Consider the following 15,742-nt stretch of genomic DNA (forward strand, 5'->3'; position numbering starts at 1 on the left):
ATTCTCGATGTTGACCGTGCCCGTCTGTGTGATCGCCGCTTCGCCGAAGGTGACGATGGGACTGCTCGAGGAATAATCCGGCCGTGAGATACGCGAGCCGGTAACCACCAGCTCTTCGACTTCTTGCGTGGCGGCGGTCGATGCCGGCTCCGCGGCCTGCCCGAATGCAACCCCGGTCGAAAGCATGGCCAGCAAAGACGCGGCCGGTGCGGCGGCCGTTGTTTTGATACGCATCGATATCCCCCTGTCGCTAGACGATGGTCGATGGCACGGCCCGTGGTCGTTCCGTCAGGGCCCGAGCTGTTTCGGCGGAGTGTACGAACTAGTACGTTTGTGTCAAGTGGCGCGGCAACCACGGGCGAATCGGGGGCTGCTAGGAGCCCCTGCGCCGAGTCATGTCACAACAGTGGAAGAGCGCGCCGGATACCGGCGCGCGTAGCGTCAACTTAGCGCGCTAGGAATTGCGCGACGCCATTCAAGAACATTTGTACGCTGATCATCACCAGCACCATGCCCATCAAGCGTTCCATCGCGACCAGGCCGCGCTCGCCGAGCGCACGATAGAAAAACGGGGCGGCGATCAGAATGGCCGCAGTGGCCGACCAGGCGATGGTCATCGCCAGCCACAACTCGAAAGTGCTGCCGGCATCGGCCCGGAGCAACAACAACGTCGCCAGCGTCGACGGGCCGGCAATCAAAGGAATCGCCAGCGGCACCACCAGCGGCTCGCCCTCCGACGAGTCTTCATGCGAGCCGGTGGCAGGAAACACCATCCGCACGGCGATCAGGAACAGCACGATGCCGCCGGCGATACTGATGGTTTCCTGCTTGATCTGCAGCAACGCCAGCGCTCGATCCCCGAGCAGCATGAAAAACAGCAGCACCGCATAGGCGATCAACACCTCGCGGATCAGGATCTTTCGCCGCCGCTCCGGCGGCACGCGCTTGAGCACAGCCAGGAACACGGGCACGTTGCCCAGCGGATCCATGATCAGCCACAAGGTGATGACGGCGGAGAGAATGTCCATCCGCACAGAATCGCACAAACGCGGTCCCGGCGACTACCAGGAGACTACCTGACGAACACCACATCGGCGGCCGACACTTCCAACGGCATCAACAGCTCGGCCGGCTTGCCGGCCGCATCGAGCCGGAACTTCACCAAGCCGCCCAGCCGCTCGACTTGGAAGGTGTCGTAATTGAAATGTTTCAGTTCCAGCGTCATGGCATCGAACTTCACGGCCAAGTGGCCCTCGACCAACTGCACCGCCACCGTGCCGAACGCAGGATGGAACCAGTTGCCGGTGTATGCCTGCAAATCCAGCGTCGGCTTGGTGCCAGCCACCGGCTTCGGCTCGGACTCACGCTGCCTGGATTCACGCGGCGCGTTCAACGAAGCAATGAACTTCTTGTCCGGCTTGCCGAGCAACCGATCCGCAATCTGCAAACCCACCTTGCCCGGCAAAGCGCTGCCCAGGTTGTTGAGCACCACGATGCCGATCTTCTTTTCCGGCAGCAGAATGGCATGAGCAGTGAAGCCGGTGATGGAGCCGCCATGAGAAACCATGCGCTGTTCGTGCCGCTGCTCGATGCTCCAGGCCAACGCGTACTGCTCGTCCGGGCCGGCAACCACGACCGGCTTGGTCAGTTCTTTGACCTGCGCCGCCGAAATCACCTGACGATCGCCGGCGCGGCCGTCGTGCAGATACATGTCCAGATACTTCAGCATGTCGTTGACGCTGGAATTCACCGCACCGTTCGGGCCGACGCCGAAACGCTGATAGTCATAGAACTCAGTCGTGGCCAGCTTGCCGTTGGTGAGCGTGTGAGGCAGCGCGTGATTGGTCTGCCGCATCGAGTCCTGCACTGAAGTGTTGGAGCGGCTCATGCCCAGCGGCTGGAAAATTCGCTGCTGAACCAACCCTTCCCAAGTCGAGCCAGCCAACTCGCCGGACAGGTAGCCGGCGGTCACAAACATCAGATTGTTGTACTGGTAGACGTCGCGGAAGGTTTTATTCGGCGGCAGATATTGGATACGGCGAACCAGCTCGCGGCGATCCAGATAAGTGCTGAAGCGAATGAAGTCATAGCGCGGCATGCCGGAACGATGCGACACCATGTCACGCGGCGTGATCAGCTCGCTCGCCACCGGGTCGTACATGCGGAACCACGGCAAGTACTCGTGCACCGGCCGGTCCCAGTCGAGCTTGCCTTCGTCGACCAGCGTCGCCATCACCGCGGTGGTAAATGACTTGCTCACCGAGCCGATGGCGAAGATCGTGTCCGCATCCACCGCTTGCGTACCGTTCACATCCAGCACGCCGTAGCCCTTGGCCAGCAGCACTTTACCGTCTTGAATCACGCCGACCGCGGCGCCCGGCACGTTCAGCGCCTTCATCGCTGCGCGCACATCGCCATCCACTCCCTGTAGTGCGCGAGTGGCATCGGCCGCCTGCACTTGCAGGCCAATAAATAACAAATAGGCGGCGACCCACCAGCTCGATGGCTTTTTCATCTTGTGCGATCCCGAGGAGCCCGTGGCTACGGGCTCCGGTATTTTGACGCGGTTGAGTCACGGGCACATATCGCATTCCTTGCGTGTTCCATAACCTCAACGCATACCCGGTCGGATCTTTGGTTGTCAGGGGTTGTCAGGTGTCCTGCTCGCGCTGCAGTTCCGTCCAATAGGGCAGACCGAACTTCCAGAAACCATCGAACAACGAATTGGCCGAGATCACGCCCTTCAACATTCCACCCCGCAGTTGGAAACTGATGTTGGTGGTATGCGGGCCGCGCTTGGCATCGCCGGTCTCGATCTGGGCCAGCGAACTGCCGCTCAGCGTGCCATCGGCGAACTTCACGTCATTGACCAAGGCATCCTGCGACACCGTGCTGCGATTGGGGAAGCGCGGCTGGCCGCCGATGCGAATCTGCACCAGGCCCGAAGCCAACACTTTGAGCTGCACCGGCTGCTCGCCTTCATAAGTCTGCATCCGGCCGCGCCAGGTGCCGACCAAGTCCGGCGTCGGCTGGAACGGCGACTCCTGTTTCGGTGGCGACGGCGGAGTGTCACGCCAGCGCGGCAGTAACTTGCTCATGATCTCGGTACGCAACCGGCCCGTGCCGCCATCGGCATTCGCCAACACGACCACTCCCATGTTCGCTTCCGGCGCAACCGCGAAGTCAGACGCGACGCCCGAGGTGGAACCGGTGTGACCGATCAGCCGATAGCCGCCTTGATAACGAACCACCAAGCCGACCCCGTAACCTCCTTCCTTGACGGCCGCGCGCACCGGCGAAGCTCCTTCGAAGATGGGCGTGCTGCTCATCGCATCGATGCTGGCATCGCTGAGAATGGCCACTTGATCGGAACGATGATTCTTGAGCAGGAACTGGCCGAACTTCGCCAGATCGTGGGCACTCGAGTACACCGACGCCGACGCCGGCTCGGCGGAGACATAGAACGGAATGGGCTTGCGATCGTAGTCGTAACGAATCGCGTGATGCTGTTCGAGCCCGGGCGGAATGTTGACCGCCGAGCGAGTCATGCCCAACGGCAGGAACACATTCTGGCGCATGAAGTCGTCATAGGGTTTGCCCGACACCTGCTGGATCATCTGGCCCAGTACACCGTAGCCCAGGTTGGAATAGCGATAGCGCTCACCGGCCGGCGCCACCAGGATTCCGTAGCGACGGATGGTTTCGCTCAGCGGCGGTGTGCGAGCTACATCAGGTCCATAGAAGAACTGATCGCTGCCGTGCAGACCCGAGGTGTGATTGGCGAGTGTACGCACCGTCACTGCTTTGGGATCCCCGACGCGCGACGTCAATGTATCCGGCCCGAGATAGTCGTTGGCCTGATGATCCAAATCGATCTTGCCCGCTTGCACCAACGTCATCAGTCCGGTGGCCGTCATGGTCTTGGACAAGGAGGCCAAACAGAACATGGTGTGCTCGTTGGCCGGCACCCGATTCTCGACGTCCGCCCAGCCGAAACCTTCTTCCCAAACAATCTTGCCGTCGCGCCAGACGGCGACAGCCACCGCCGGCACATTGTTCTTTTGCATGTGAGCTCGCACGGTCTGCCGCAGCTCATCGAAGCGATCCGCCGCGCTCACCGGCAGTGCGACGACACCACAAACCAGTAGCGACCAGGTCGCCACCACTCGCCTTGAAATCATCTTGGGCCTCCAGACAGCCTGCGTAGTTGTACGTTATTGGCAATACCGACGGTCGAACGCAGCCTTGCCCCGAGCACCGCGCCATCGGCGCCGCGGTCGAAGATCACTGCATCGATACCATCGAACCTTTCGGAATCGAAATAATCAGCGGCGATCTGGGTCAATCGCAGCGGCTCGGCGGACCACAAGGTGCGAGCCACCAGTCGACCTTGCTCGACCGTGAAATAATAGGTGACATCCAGCTCGTCACAGTAGTAGCTGCCCGTTAGCGCCAGCAACGCACTCTCGGCTTGATTCGGCAGTGGCGCGCGCTCGAAGCGCACGCTGCTCACACCGGCTTCGGGCAACTGTTCCAAAGCAGTAATCGAACCCTGCTTGGAAAATATCGGCCGGTAGCGGGCACGATCCCAGTCGCCCAGGTCGAAAGTGAAAGTGCCGTCTGCCAGCATCACCAGCGGCGCGGCTCTGCCTGGCGTGCGACGACGAGCCGTGACGCCCTCCTTGGTTTGCTCAAACAGGTACGCCGCGTTGGCCGACGAAACGTAGGTGCCGGGCAACTGTTCGAACCACTTCGGCGCGGCGACGGTTCGCCGCACGACCTTCTTCTCGGGCGGCACTGGCGGCAGATATAGATCCGCAATCGCGAACACCTTGTCCTCTACGGCCATCCGCGTGTTGGCGAGCACAGCAATCGAAACATCGTGTTCTGGAAAGTACACAAAGAACGAACGGAACCCCGCATCCGAACCCGCGTGACTGACAGCCTTACGTCCGGCGACCGGCGTATCGAGCAAGCCGAATCCATAATGAGTCAAGCTGCCGTCGTTGAGTCGGCCGCTAGTGCCGATCTGTTCGATGAGCGCGCGGTCGCCGACTTTGGGCTCGCTGAAATTTCCCGCCCAGCGAGCCATGTCTTCGACCGTGGTGAACAGGCCGGTGGCACCCACCAACTCGAAATTCAGCAACGAGCGCTGCCAGCGGCCGTCGACACCAGCACCATAGGAATAGGCCCGCCCAGGCACCACTTCGCGTACATCGTCGAAGAAGAACGTGCGCGTCATCCCTAGCGGCTCGAACATCGCCTCGTCCGTGTATTGCCGCAGCGATTTACCAGTGACGGACTGCACGATTTCCGCCAGCAGGCAGTAGCCCATGTTCGAATACAAATAACTGCTGCCGGGCGCGAAGTTCAACGAACGCTGCCGGCTCATCAAGTTCACGACCTGCTGCTGTCGCAACACATCGCGAATATCCCGCCCTGCCAATTGAAACAAACTGATCTGATCGCGCACACCGCTGGTGTGATGCACGAGTTGGCGCGTCGTGACCGGCGCGCCGAAGTCGGGGAAGTACGGCAGATAACGGCGCACGTCCGCATCCAGATCGAGTTGTCCACGTTGCGCCAGCAGCGCTACCGCGAAAGCAGCGAATTGTTTGGAGACGCTGGCGACATGAAACTGAGTCTGCGGTGTGATCGGCGTGCGCGCTTCCAGATCGGCCAAGCCATAGCCCTTGGCGAATAGAATCTTGCCGTGGCGATACACACCCACTGCAGCGCCGGGGCTGCCCTCCACCGTGTATTCGGCGAACAGGCGATCCATTTGCGCAGTGTGATCTGGAGAAGTGGAATCTTGAGCAGCGGCAGTCAGCGACAGCAGCGCGCTTGCGACTGCTAGCAATAGCAGCCGCATGCATCGGGGATGCGTCATGGTCGGTTCCTACGAGTTGGGAGGAACCTGCCGGAGGCGCCGGCAGGTTCCAGGGGCGCTCACCAGTGAGCGCGCACCGAGAACACCACGCTGCGAGGCGCGCCGTAGCCGTTGTCCTGCAGACTGCTGCCGAGCAACTGGTAGTACTTTTCATCGAACAAGTTGTCCGCATACAGCCCAACCGTCCAAACCTCACCGACTCGATACTGAACGGACGCATTCCACACTGAATAGCTGTCCTGCTCGAAGCGGAACGGGACGCGAACTGTGCTTCCCGGACTGGCAAGTGCCGTTCCCGAGATATAAGACGGAGAATTCGCCAAAACCCCGGCATTGAGCGTCCAGCGCGAGTAGCGTCCGGGCAGATTCCAAGTGGTCCACAGCTTGACCATGTGCTTGGGCGTCATGTTCAAGTACAGCGAGCCGGCCGGGTTACCGCCTTCATAGGAATTGGAATTGAAGGTGTAACCGGCATACATCTGCCAACCCGGTAGCACAGTGCCGCTCACTTCCGCATCGAAGCCTTCACTTAGAATGTTTGCTCGCGCCACATAACAACAGCTCGATCCATTCATGATCGAAGTCGACGGCGGCGGATAGGCCAGGTCACGCACGCCCTGCCCTTTGCGCTCGACTCGATAGACGGCGAACGAGGTGTTGAGCGAATCCAGGATCTCGCCCTTCACACCGAACTCCACACCGCTGCCGGTGATGGGATCGAGCGGCGTGCCGGGCAAAGGCCCCTGCAGAAGTTGCGCCTGGACTCTGAAGGTCTCCGCGTAGCTCGCATAGGCCGACCAGTTGCGCGCGAAGTCCCAAGTCAACGCCGCACTGGGAATGAACTTCGAGTCTTCGTAACGAGTGGTCGTGCCCACCGCGTTGGTCGCGAGCGGACGATAGATGCTCAGATAACGAAACTCACCATACCGCCCACCCAGCGTCAGCCGCAGCGGCTCAGCCAGTTGCACACCGACCGTGGCGTAGAAGACATTCTGGGTCTGACCGTACTCCGGGTAGTAGGCAGTCTGTTGGAGCTGCGGCTCGGGATATTGCGCAGGATCGAAATCGAACACATTGATGGCCGGACCGCTGCCGAACGCATAGCCGACCAGATCGTATGTTTTCAAGCCGCCGCCATCGACCTTGGAATAGTCCGCGCCGATGGTGTAGCGATGTTCTCCGCCGAACAACTCGAACGTGCCGCTGGCGGACAGATCCGCCAGCGTCTGCACCGACTGATAGTCGTTGCCGGCACCGAGCGCTTGCGGCCCGGCCTGCGTGATCGGATCGACCGCGCCGTAATTCACCATGATCCGGTGTTCGCTGTCCTGCTGCTGCCGAGTGAGATTCAACTTGATGACATGATTGGCGCCGATCTTCTGCTCGGCGCGCACGAACGTATCGAGAGTCGTGAAGTACCAGTGACTCCAGTCGGGCGCCAGGCTGGTGCTACGAGACAGTCCCAGATCGCGGCCGTCGGAATAGCGCGGCAGGCCACGACCGAAATACGCATCCTCCTTGCGATCTTCATGGCTGAGGCCCGCGATCAGCAGCGTGGAATCGGTCAGGTCATACTCAGCCGTACCGAAAAAAATCGACTTCTCGGAATGACCGCGGTCATAGAAATAATCGTTGTCTTGATACGCGCCGACGAAACGGCCGCGCAGCCGACCATCGTCAGTCAGTGGACCGGAGGCATCGAACACGCCGCGATACTGATTCCAGCTACCGATGGACAGGTTGACCTGCACTTCCGGCGTCGCCGTCGCACGCTTGCGAACATAGTTGATGACGCCGCCAGGTTCGCCGGCTCCCGAGTACATGCCATCCACACCGCGAAGCATTTCGATGTGATCGTAGAGCGCGGTATCGGGCGTGCCGAACACGCCGAAATCTCCATCCAGCGTCGGCGCGCCGCCATCTATTTGCACAGTGCGAACTTGGAAGCCACGCGAGAAAAAGAAGTTCTGCACGGTGCTGTAAGCGACCACCGCGACACCCGTGGTCTGAATCAACGCATCGCGCGCCGAGGTCAGGTTCTGCGCCTCGATGCGTTCGCGAGTGACGATGGTGATCGACTTCGGCGTCTCTCGCAGCGACTGCCCGGACTTCGAGCCAATGCTGAGTTGGTTGTCGAGCGTGGCGAACACATTGATGGTTTCGAGCACATCGGCCTGCTGATCCTTGGCGGCCACTTCCTTGCGAATCACGATGGTGTCGGACGAAGTTCGCTGATACGCGAGCTTGGTGCCTTCGAGCAGCGTGCGAATCGCATCGTCGGCGGTGAGCGTGGCACGCAGGCCGGCCGCGGTGATGCCTTCCACCATGGTCGGCTCGAAAATCACATTGGTGCCGGTCTGTCTGGCGACGGCCCGCAACGATCTGGACAACTCCTGACTAGGCAGGTCCAGCTGAAACGCGACCTGAGCTTGAACGGCCGGCGCGACACACGCACCCGCAACGACAATGCCAATACATGCGACCGGCGCATAACGACCCGTGGTCATCTCCCATACCTCTATTAATTTTCGAACGAGGCTGTAGACGACCGGGCCCGATAAATCCTCATCGATCTTTGCTGAGCAGCAGTTGCCCGTCACTCTCAGTGACGTTCAATCCGTACACGACCGCGATGGCACGTGCGAAGTCTCGATTCGTGCCGATGCGATACATGCCGCTCACACGCAGCTCGCCGACATCGGCGTCGACCAGCACTAACCGAGTGCGGTCGTAACGATTCATTTCTTCGACAGCTTCCTGCAAAGGTGTGTAGTCCAATTCGACTTCGCCACGGCGCCAGGAAGCAATCGTGTGTGGCTGCGGCGTGTCCTTGCGTTGTTCGGCGCCGTGCACCGTCAATCGCTCGCCGGGTTGCAGCGATGCGCCGTCATCCAGCGATGACACTCGCACCTTGCCTTCAACCAATGTGACGACGACCTTCTCCGCCTCATGTCGCACGACGAATGCCGTACCCACGGCAGTAATGGTTCTCGGACCTGCGATCACGATGAATGGGCGAGCCGCGTTCTTCGCGACCTCGAAATAGGCCTCGCCTTGATCCAACCGCACCACTCGTTGCTGGTCGTCGTATTCGATGCGCGCCTGCGTACTCGAGTTCAGCGAAAGCCGTGAGCCGTCGGCGAGCGTCACCACCCGTTGCTCGCCAATGTCGGTCGAGTAGGAAGTCCCCTGCCAGAACCACCCCACGACGCCAATCGCTACGACCAGCATGCAGGCCACGGCAACTTGCATGAATCGCGACACGGGCGCGGGGCTGCGAACACTGGTCTTGGCCATACGAGGCACACCGCCGAGATCCACGGTGCCGAGCGAATCCCAAATCTCGGTGATGTGTTCGAACGCCGCGGCGCTGCGCGGGCTGGATGAAAGCCAGGCACGGAAATCCGCTTCGAGTTCGGCGGAACGCTCCGGGCCATGCAGCTTGGCCAGCCAGGCCGCGGCCTCCGCTTGCACCAAGCGCTCCGCGTTCGGTTCTGATTGCTGGATCGTCATGTCATTCGGCCATCCATTCCGACAGATGCAGCATGGCTTTGGCGATGTGCTTTTCCACCGCGCTGACGCTGATCTGTAATTGCGCAGCGATCTGGGCGTGACTCAGCCCATCGATACGATAGAGCAGCAGCACTTCACGCGTGCGCGGGCTCAGCTCGCACAAGCCGCCTTTCAATTTCTGGAAGTTCTGTTGATGAACCAGCACCTCGTCGGGTGCCGGCGTGGGATCGAGCAGATGGAGCAGCTCGTTGTCGGCAGTTACGTGCGTGCCGCGCCGGGCCCGCTGCCGCATCATGTCCACATACAAGTTCTTGACGGTGCGAACCAGAAACGCTTCGGGCTCGTCGATGTGTCGCGAGCGGCGATAGGTTTGCAGGCGTAGAAACGCCTCTTGGATCAGATCGTCGGTGTCATCAATGCTACGCCCGGTGGGCCGCAGCACTTTGCGCAGGATGATGAGTAACCGGGCGATCGGCTCCATCCGGCGAAGATGTCATAGCTCGCGGGCCGGTGGAGCTAAATTTCTTCAGGGGGTGAGGATGGCAACGGGTCTGTCGTCTACAGCTGATTGATGCTCAGGCGAAGCGACGAAACAGTCGCACGATTCGGCTCTGCTTGGGCTGCAGCTTCGGCTCCACCTTGAACGCGGTGGTGCGCACGGTGCGCTCCTGCCACTGGAAGTACGACAGGCTGTCCGACTGCGGTTCGTCGGCCAATCCCAGGCGATCGGTGGAAGTGCGGCTACGAACGTTGGTTTGCATGGACAGACCCGGTGCGAGTTGACGAGCTGTCACGTTAGGGCAGCTGGGGGCCTGCGGACATAGGGTATCCGCTGAACGATCTCTGCGGCGCCATCGGCCGCAGAGGTTTTGCTCTGCCCTTAAGGGGCGGACGCAGCCGGTACGTCAGGCGAATCCCTTCGCACCTCCATCCAGTGGGTCAACGCGCTGCCCATTCTCGGGGCACGGCGATCGGTATGGGCCGTCACCGCGCCGTTGATCACATCGCCTCGCACGCTCAGATCCAGCCAGAGGGTGTAGGCATAGCGCTGGGTGTCGGGGGTTTCGATACGAGCTGGCGCCCAGCCGGTGAAAATGCCTTTGTTCAACGTCGGCCGGTCGATCAACGCGGGCAGTTGATCGACCACTTTCATCTGCACCGAGCCGTTGGCCAGAAAGCGCAGCTCCACCGGCAAGTCCCGCTCGTAGGTGGCGATGATGCCCTTCCAGGTCCCCGCAAGATTGGCTGGAATGGCGAATGCCGGCGCGGGCGTAACAGGCGCCGTCTTCACCTTGCGTCCCGGCAACATCACAGAGACGATGCGGTCAGCAACATCGGCCGGCAGCTGTGTGCTCGCGTTACTGAGCACGACGATTGCGACTCGCTGTTTCGGGAACAGCTGCAGCTTCGTTGCCACGCCATCCATGCCGCCGTCGTGCTGAATGATGGGGTACTGCTCATTCTGATCGAGAGCGAAACCCACCCCGAAACCTTCCTCGGGATTGGGCAAACCGTAAACGTTACGGTCGGCAGTGCGCCGATGCATTTCGTCGACAGACGCATCGCTCAGGATCGCTTTCTGTTCGGGCAAATGAGTTTTCAAATGAAACAACCCGAAGCGCACCAAGTCGTGCGCGCTGGCGAATACACCACCAGCGCCGCGACTATCGGAATCCATGACCGGCAACGGTTCGCCGAGCCGGTTGTAGCGCGCTGCTGCGAAGTCTTCGAGACCAGGCCCGATGCCGACTGAACTGCGCGTCATGCCCAACGGCACGAACACCTCGCGACGCATGTACTCCTCGTAGCTCATGCCGGAGACGCGCTCGATGATGTAGTCGAGCACGCCGAAACCGATGTTGGAGTACTGAGTTCTTTCGCCTGGCGCACGCACCAAGTTGCCATAGCGCAGGATGGTCAGATCCATCGCCGGACGCTGCACCTGATCGTCCGCGAAGTAGTCCTGAAAATGCAGCGGCAATCCTGAGGTGTGATTCGCGAGCCGTCGCACAGTCGCGGCGCGAGCATCGCCGACGCGAGCCAGGAGTTTCGCACCACCGAGATAGTCGTTAGCTGGCGCATCGAGATCGATCTTGCCCGCTTGCACCAGCGTCATGATGCCTGTGGTCGTGATCGGCTTGGACACTGAAGCCAGCGAATACGACGTGTGCTCGGTGGCGGGAATACGCCGCTCGCGATCCGCCCAACCGAAGCCTTCTTCCCAAATGATCTTGCCGTCTTTGGCCACCGCGACCGCGATGGACGGCACTGATTTCTCGACCAGTTGAGTGCGGATGTATTCGCGCACGCCATCGAAGCGATCGGCGGCTCCGGCTGACGTTGCCAGACATGCCGCCAACACCACGCTCGATGCGATTCTCAACGTCATCATGGCAAGTGCTCGCGCGACAGGTCGACCCAGTGCGCCAACTGACCATGCCGTCGCGTTTGTTTGAATCCACCCAACCAGTACGGCGTGTGTGCCGAGCCCGTGAGTCGCTCACCACGCAGATCCAGCTCCAGATCGACCACGTACGCAAAGCGCTCGGCATCCGGCGTGTCGATGCGAGCCACGAACTGACCGGTGAAGCGTTCTTTCTGAAACTCCGGCGAGTCGACCAGAGCGAGCAATTGATCGCCCAGCTTGGCACGCACCTCTCCCGACGGTTGGAACTGCAACTGCAGCGGCATATCGCCTCGATACGTCGAGAGCACGCCGCGCCACGAACCTGCGAGCTGCGACGGCGTGGCGAATTTCTCCTGAGGGGTCGACGGCGTCGCCGGCTTCTTCGCCGACCACTTCGGCAGCAACACCTCGGCGATCCGATCAGGCACCTCGAACGGCTTCTTCCATGACAAGTTACTGAGCGCGACGATCACGATGCCCTCATCGGGAACCATATACAGCTGCGTCGACACGCCATCCAAACCACCGCCATGTCCGACGACGCGATAAGCGCCCTTCTCCAGCACCATGAAGCCGACACCGAAGCCGTAGTCGCCCGAGCGTGCGTTCTTGGTAAAAGACGTGCGCTGTTTCATGGCGTCGATGGAGGCGTCGCTCAGGATGGCCTTCTGATCGGACAGATGCGCCTTCATATGAAACAACCCGAAGCGCACCAGGTCATGCGCGCTGGAATACACATCGGCCGCACCCGGCGTGTCCGTGACGTACGGCGGCAACGGCCGTTGATCGTCGCCGTAGCGAACGGCCGCGTAAGACTCCAGTCCGGGCCCGATGTTGACTGAGCTTCGAGTCATGCCCAGCGGCGCGAACAGTTCACGCTGCATGAAGTCACCGTAGCTCACTCCGCTGACGCGCTCGATCACATGGCCCAAGACGCCGAAGCCAATGTTCGAGTACTCCAGTTTCTGTCCCGGTACACGCAATAGGCTGCCGTAATGCGCGATGGTCTCGTCCATGCCCGGCGCGGGGTACGGCGCATCGGAATAGAAGAACTGGTGATAAGTCGGCAAACCTGACGTGTGATTGGCGATCCGTCGCAAGGTTGCCTCACGCGCATCGCCAATCCGAGCGACCAACTTCGCCGAGCCCAAGTACTGGTTCGCCGGCTTATCCAAATCCACCTTGCCCGCTTGCGCCAACGTCATCAGCGCGGTCGCTGTGATTGGCTTGCTGATGGATGCCAGCGAATACATGGTGTGCGGCGTGGCCGGCACGCGACGCTCGCGGTCGGCCCAACCGAAACCCTCTTCCCAAATGATCTTGCCATCCTTGGCAACTGCCACCGCCACCGACGGCACCGACTGCTCGAGCAACTGCTGCCGGATGAAGGCTCGCGCCGGCTCGAAGCGATCGGCGGCACTGCCGGTCGCCATCGGTGCAATCAAACACAAACCAATCGCCAACCGCCGTGACAGCATCATTCGGGCTCGCATCAGAACTGGAACTGCATTCTGAAGAGCAAGTTGCGCGGCACGCCGTACAAGCCCTCGACCCGAACCATGCTCATGGCTTCGTAGTAAGTCTTGTCGAACAGATTCTCGGCGTACAGAGCGGCCGTCAAATTGTCGTTGACGCGGTATTGAACCGAGGCGTTCCAGATCGCGTAGCCGCCCTGGCGGGGAATGCCGAAGGCAGGCGATGTGGTGTAGCCGGAAAACTCGCTCTGTACGTGCGCACCGGCGTTCAAGGTCCACTTCGACAAGGCGCCCGGCAAATTCCAGGTAGTCCAGGACTTGAACAAATGTTTCGGTGTCCACGCGAAGTACAACGCCGAACTCTGGAACGAGTTGGTGGCAGCGCGGCTGCTTTCTCGATCGCTGTAGGTGTAGCCGGCGAATAGCTGCCAGCCTGGCAGAATCGTGCCGCTGAACTCGATGTCCATGCCCTGGGTGGTCACATCGCCGCTATCGATGTAACAACACGCCGAACCCAGCGTCCCCGGCACCAGCGGGTACGAATCGTCACGCACGCCCTGGCCGTTCCGTCGCACGCGATACAGCGCGAGCGCGGCGTTCACGTTATCGAACAACGTCGCCTTGATGCCGAACTCATATCCTTCGCCGACGATGGGATCCATCGGCGTGCCGGGCAGCGGTGCGACCAGCAAGTTGGCTTGCGGTGCGAAGCTTTCGGCGTAGCTGGCATACATGGTCCAGTTGGACGCGATGTCGTATGTCACCGCGACGCTCGGCACGAACGCCGTATCTTTGTAGTTGGCGCCGAAGCTGGAGTTGGGGTTGAGCACGCCGTTGGTCGCGAAGATGGTCTCCGATTCCACTTCATACTCGCTGTAGCGTCCGCCGAGCGTGAGCTTCAACGGTTCCGCCAACTGCAGCCCGACGCTGGCATAAATGCCCGACTGCACTTGATTGTTGGCCTTGGCGTACGAACTCAGCACGCGAGTGCTCGGCCGGGGAAACAACGATGGATCGAAATTGATCACGTCCACCGGGCGACGCGTGGCGACCGGATACTCGGCCCACCCGTAGCTACGACTGCCGTCACCATTCATCTCCGAGTGGTCCGCGCCGACAGCGAAGACATGATCGCGGTTGAACAATGAAAACGAGCCGCGCAGAAACAAATCGATGACATCACGCTCCGGATGCCGGCTATTGGCAGTTGCCGTCGCGCCGGTGGCCGCGGTGCCGGGAATGATATTGGTCACTGAATCGACCGGACCGCGCGTGAACATCTCCACGCTCTCGCTTTTCTGTTCGCGATGCGAGGCGTTCATCTTGATCACCCAATCGTTGGCGAACGTATGCTCGGCCTTGACGAACACTTCCTTCGACGTGACTTCGGTGCCCGACCAATCCGCGGCGAGATTGGCAGAACGCGGCAGTCCGACGCTACGGCCATCCGCGTAGAACGGCAGACCGCTCAGGTCGAACGCGTCATGATCGGCGTCCTCATAGGTGAAGCCGAGCGACAGCGTCGTAGCGCTGCCGAGATCTTTTTCCAGCACGCCGTACAGCATCGACTTCTTGGATTCAGCACGGTCCCAGTAGTAACCGCGGTCTTCATACACTGCGACCAAGCGACCGCGCAGATCGCCCGCAGCAGTGAGCGGACCAGTGATGTCGAACTGTCCTCGATAGTTATCCCAACGCCCAGCCGACAGATCGATCTGCGCCCGCGTCTCGCCCAAAGCGCGTTTGCGGACCATGTTGATCACGCCGCCCGGATCGCCGGCACCGCTGTAGATGCCGTCCACGCCACGCAGTACTTCGACGCTCTCGTATATCGCAGAGTCCGGCGAAGCGACGTTGCCGAAACCTTCGGTGATAGGCGCGCCGCCGTCCACCTGACTGGTCAACAACCGATAGCCACGCGAAAAGAACCAACCGCCACTGGGGCCGTAGTCACGCACCGTGACGCCGGTGGCCTGCTTCATCACATTCGCGATGGTGGTTAGATTCTGTGCCTCGATACGTTCACGCGACACGATGGTGACCGACTTCGGCGTCTCGCGCAGTGAAGCGCCGGTCTTGGAGCCGACGTTCACTTCATCATCCAGCGTGCCGAACACATTGATGGTCTCGAGCACATCGGCAGTCGGCGTGTTCGCAAGCGGCTCCAACATCACTGTCTTGCCGTCACTTGACGCGATGGTGAGTCCGCTGCCAGTCAGCAGCAACGACAAGCCCTGCTCCAGTGAGAAGCTGCCGCTGACTTCGGCGGTGTTCCGCCCCTGCAGCGCCTTCTGCGAAACCAGAATCTGAATATCGGCCTGACGTGCGAATTCCAAGATGCCGCTAGCAGCAGCCTGCCTCGGCACGTTGAACGCGATGTTGGCTTGCTGAGATTCCGCGGCGACGGCAGTGATCGGAATGAGTGCCACCGAGTGGCAAGCAGTGGCAATGGCCGCG

12 protein-coding genes are annotated in these 15,742 nt (G+C 60.8%); all 12 read right to left on the minus strand.

The window, feature by feature from the left end; genetic code table 11:
- A partial coding sequence (locus JNL55_RS29495; RefSeq protein WP_293863070.1) for a hypothetical protein occupies window positions 1-234 on the minus strand: 234 nt, incomplete at its 3' end.
- Between the two features lie 212 nt (window positions 235-446).
- Window positions 447-1,028: a YhgN family NAAT transporter gene (locus JNL55_RS29500; protein WP_293863072.1), complete on the minus strand. Its 582-nt coding sequence runs from the start codon at window positions 1,026-1,028 to the stop codon at window positions 447-449.
- A 44-nt stretch (window positions 1,029-1,072) separates the two neighbouring features.
- Complete coding sequence (locus JNL55_RS29505; protein WP_293863074.1) at window positions 1,073-2,515, minus strand: serine hydrolase; 1,443 nt, start codon at window positions 2,513-2,515, stop codon at window positions 1,073-1,075.
- Between the two features lie 136 nt (window positions 2,516-2,651).
- Window positions 2,652-4,181 (minus strand): serine hydrolase domain-containing protein, encoded by a 1,530-nt coding sequence (locus JNL55_RS29510; RefSeq protein ID WP_293863076.1) that lies wholly within the window; start codon window positions 4,179-4,181, stop codon window positions 2,652-2,654.
- Window positions 4,178-5,890 (minus strand): serine hydrolase domain-containing protein, encoded by a 1,713-nt coding sequence (locus JNL55_RS29515; RefSeq protein ID WP_293863078.1) that lies wholly within the window; start codon window positions 5,888-5,890, stop codon window positions 4,178-4,180. The genes JNL55_RS29510 and JNL55_RS29515 overlap by 4 nt, the downstream gene beginning before the upstream one ends.
- Before the next feature lie 59 nt (window positions 5,891-5,949).
- A complete protein-coding gene (locus JNL55_RS29520; protein WP_293863080.1) occupies window positions 5,950-8,397 on the minus strand; it encodes a TonB-dependent siderophore receptor in 2,448 nt (815 codons plus the stop codon).
- Window positions 8,398-8,455: 58 nt separating this feature from the next.
- Entirely contained in the window at window positions 8,456-9,403 is a 948-nt protein-coding gene (locus JNL55_RS29525) for a FecR family protein (RefSeq protein ID WP_293863082.1), read from the minus strand.
- Window position 9,404: 1 nt separating this feature from the next.
- Complete coding sequence (locus JNL55_RS29530) at window positions 9,405-9,884, minus strand: RNA polymerase sigma factor (protein ID WP_293863084.1); 480 nt, start codon at window positions 9,882-9,884, stop codon at window positions 9,405-9,407.
- A 94-nt stretch (window positions 9,885-9,978) separates the two neighbouring features.
- Window positions 9,979-10,164, minus strand: a complete 186-nt coding sequence (locus JNL55_RS29535) for a hypothetical protein (RefSeq protein ID WP_293863086.1) — start codon at window positions 10,162-10,164, stop codon at window positions 9,979-9,981.
- A gap of 119 nt (window positions 10,165-10,283) precedes the next feature.
- Window positions 10,284-11,792: a serine hydrolase domain-containing protein gene (locus JNL55_RS29540; RefSeq protein ID WP_293863088.1), complete on the minus strand. Its 1,509-nt coding sequence runs from the start codon at window positions 11,790-11,792 to the stop codon at window positions 10,284-10,286.
- Window positions 11,792-13,303: a serine hydrolase domain-containing protein gene (locus JNL55_RS29545; RefSeq protein ID WP_293863090.1), complete on the minus strand. Its 1,512-nt coding sequence runs from the start codon at window positions 13,301-13,303 to the stop codon at window positions 11,792-11,794. The genes JNL55_RS29540 and JNL55_RS29545 overlap by 1 nt, the downstream gene beginning before the upstream one ends.
- Window positions 13,303-15,742 (minus strand): TonB-dependent siderophore receptor (locus JNL55_RS29550; protein WP_293863092.1); only part of this gene is annotated, 2,440 nt, incomplete at its 5' end. The genes JNL55_RS29545 and JNL55_RS29550, both read right to left, overlap by 1 nt.

This window comes from Steroidobacter sp. (assembly GCF_016790065.1).
GTDB lineage: Bacteria > Pseudomonadota > Gammaproteobacteria > Steroidobacterales > Steroidobacteraceae > Steroidobacter.